This window comes from Marinactinospora endophytica (genome assembly GCF_054780875.1).
The window spans coordinates 3,429-5,255 of record NZ_BAAGVM010000028.1 but is presented as its reverse complement, the minus strand read 5'-3'; the positions used below and the strand labels follow the sequence as shown (position 1 = coordinate 5,255).

Genomic DNA, 1,827 nt, shown 5'->3' with positions numbered 1-1,827 from the left:
TGGTGGTGGGTAGGGTTCCTTTGATTACTCCATGATTGTTGGAGTGGTCAGGGTTCACCTCTTCCAGGTTTGCCGGTGACCGTGTGTTGCCGGTGGTTAGACCTTGATGGAGAGTTTGATCCTGGCTCAGGACGAACGCTGGCGGCGTGCTTAACACATGCAAGTCGAGCGGTAAGGCCCTTCGGGGTACACGAGCGGCGAACGGGTGAGTAACACGTGAGTAACCTGCCCCTGACTCTGGGATAAGCCGGGGAAACCCGGTCTAATACCGGATATGACATTCTCTCGCATGGGAGGGTGTGGAAAGTTTTTTCGGTCAGGGATGGACTCGCGGCCTATCAGCTTGTTGGTGGGGTGATGGCCTACCAAGGCGATGACGGGTAGCCGGCCTGAGAGGGCGACCGGCCACACTGGGACTGAGACACGGCCCAGACTCCTGCGGGAGGCAGCAGTGGGGAATATTGCGCAATGGGCGAAAGCCTGACGCAGCGACGCCGCGTGGGGGATGACGGCCTTCGGGTTGTAAACCTCTTTTACCACTCACGCAGGCCAGAAGTTTTCTTCTGGTTGACGGTAGGTGGGGAATAAGGACCGGCTAACTACGTGCCAGCAGCCGCGGTAATACGTAGGGTCCGAGCGTTGTCCGGAATTATTGGGCGTAAAGAGCTCGTAGGCGGCTTGTCGCGTCTGCTGTGAAAGCCCGGGGCTTAACTCCGGGTGTGCAGTGGATACGGGCAGGCTTGAGGTAGGTAGGGGAGACTGGAATTCCTGGTGTAGCGGTGAAATGCGCAGATATCAGGAGGAACACCGGTGGCGAAGGCGGGTCTCTGGGCCTTACCTGACGCTGAGGAGCGAAAGCGTGGGGAGCGAACAGGATTAGATACCCTGGTAGTCCACGCCGTAAACGTTGGGCGCTAGGTGTGGGGCCTTTCCACGGGTTCCGTGCCGTAGCTAACGCATTAAGCGCCCCGCCTGGGGAGTACGGCCGCAAGGCTAAAACTCAAAGGAATTGACGGGGGCCCGCACAAGCGGCGGAGCATGTTGCTTAATTCGACGCAACGCGAAGAACCTTACCAAGGTTTGACATCACCCGTGGACCGTCAGAGATGGCGGGTCATTTAGTTGGCGGGTGACAGGTGGTGCATGGCTGTCGTCAGCTCGTGTCGTGAGATGTTGGGTTAAGTCCCGCAACGAGCGCAACCCTTGTTCCATGTTGCCAGCACGTAGTGGTGGGGACTCATGGGAGACTGCCGGGGTCAACTCGGAGGAAGGTGGGGATGACGTCAAGTCATCATGCCCCTTATGTCTTGGGCTGCAAACATGCTACAATGGCCGGTACAGAGGGCGTGCGATGCCGTGAGGTGGAGCGAATCCCTAAAAGCCGGTCTCAGTTCGGATTGGGGTCTGCAACTCGACCCCATGAAGGTGGAGTCGCTAGTAATCGCGGATCAGCAACGCCGCGGTGAATACGTTCCCGGGCCTTGTACACACCGCCCGTCACGTCACGAAAGTCGGCAACACCCGAAACTTGTGGCCTAACCCTTCGGGGAGGGAGTGAGTGAAGGTGGGGCTGGCGATTGGGACGAAGTCGTAACAAGGTAGCCGTACCGGAAGGTGCGGCTGGATCACCTCCTTTCTAAGGAGTCTTGAATTGCCGGCTGTTTTTCCGATTGGTCGGCGGACTCGTCAGTGGACTCACGGTTGTCCGTGAGATGGTTTGAAGAGGGTTGGACGTTCCTCCTGGTTGTGGAAGAGGCTGGGGGGCGCGCTGTTGGGTGTCTGAGAAAGCAACTCGGGCTGGCTGTGGCTGGCTGGTTGTTTTCCGCG

1 rRNA gene is annotated in these 1,827 nt (G+C 58.5%); it reads left to right on the top strand.

Annotated elements, in window-relative coordinates:
* The first annotated feature begins 103 nt into the window (after window positions 1-103).
* Window positions 104-1,636: ribosomal RNA gene (locus tag ACYVHU_RS26590) — 16S ribosomal RNA — on the top strand.
* Window positions 1,637-1,827 lie beyond the last annotated feature (191 nt).